Raw genomic sequence first — 850 nt, 5'->3', positions numbered from 1 at the left:
TCGCCTGCCAGGGCCATGGAGCCTTTGATGTATGGCATCCAGCGGCTGATCGGGATCAAGAAAATGCCTTGGGTATTTTTGGGGCCAAATCTCTGTGCAGTGCTGCTGTTTTCATTGCTGCCGGTCTTTATCAACATCTTCTACTCTATGACCGGCAGTGACCGCCTTTATCCGGCAGACAGGCCATGGGTCGGCGGTCGCAACTACGAGACGCTGTTCGATTGCGAGAGTTTCCTTGACCCGTCATCCTGTTCGCGTGATCTGTTCTGGCGCGCGCTTTGGAATACCATGCTTTTTGTGCCGATACAGGTTGTCTGCATGATCGGTATATCCCTGATCACAGCGATCTGCCTTAACCGCAATATCCGCGGGCGCGGGTTCTTCCGCGGCGTGTTCTTCTTTCCGGTCATGCTGTCGCCCGTTGTGGTCGCGCTGATCTGGCAGTGGATTCTGCAGCGCAACGGTGTGCTGAACGGTATTCTGACCACCATGGGTTTTGATGCTGTCAACTGGCTGGTCTTTCCCAATACCGCCTTCTTCTGGACAGTGTTTATCACTGTCTGGGCGCATATGGGCTTTTTCACAATTATACTTCTTGCAGGCCTTCAGGCGATCCCGCGCGACGTATACGAGGCGGCCAAGATGGACTCGGCCAGTCACTGGCGTGTCTTTACCAGAATAACGCTGCCATTGCTGCGTCCTATGTTGCTGGTTGTCTTCATTCTGTGCGTAATCCGCTCGGTGCAGACATTCGACGAGATCTATGTGCTGACCGGCGGCGGTCCGGGGTCTGCGACAATGCTGCTGGTCCAGTACATATACGAGACCGGCTTCGCAGCGCAGCCGCGCA

The 850-nt window shown here is 55.2% G+C and carries 1 protein-coding gene; it reads left to right on the top strand.

From position 1 onward, the window contains the following. Window positions 1-27: 27 nt before the first annotated feature. The coding region (locus ACTIE1_RS16610; protein ID WP_439563507.1) for a carbohydrate ABC transporter permease at window positions 28-850 on the top strand (823 nt) is incomplete at its 3' end.

Origin of the sequence: Roseinatronobacter sp. (assembly GCF_051859525.1) — a bacterium.
GTDB lineage: Bacteria > Pseudomonadota > Alphaproteobacteria > Rhodobacterales > Rhodobacteraceae > Roseinatronobacter.
This window is presented reverse-complemented; position numbering and strand designations above follow the sequence as displayed.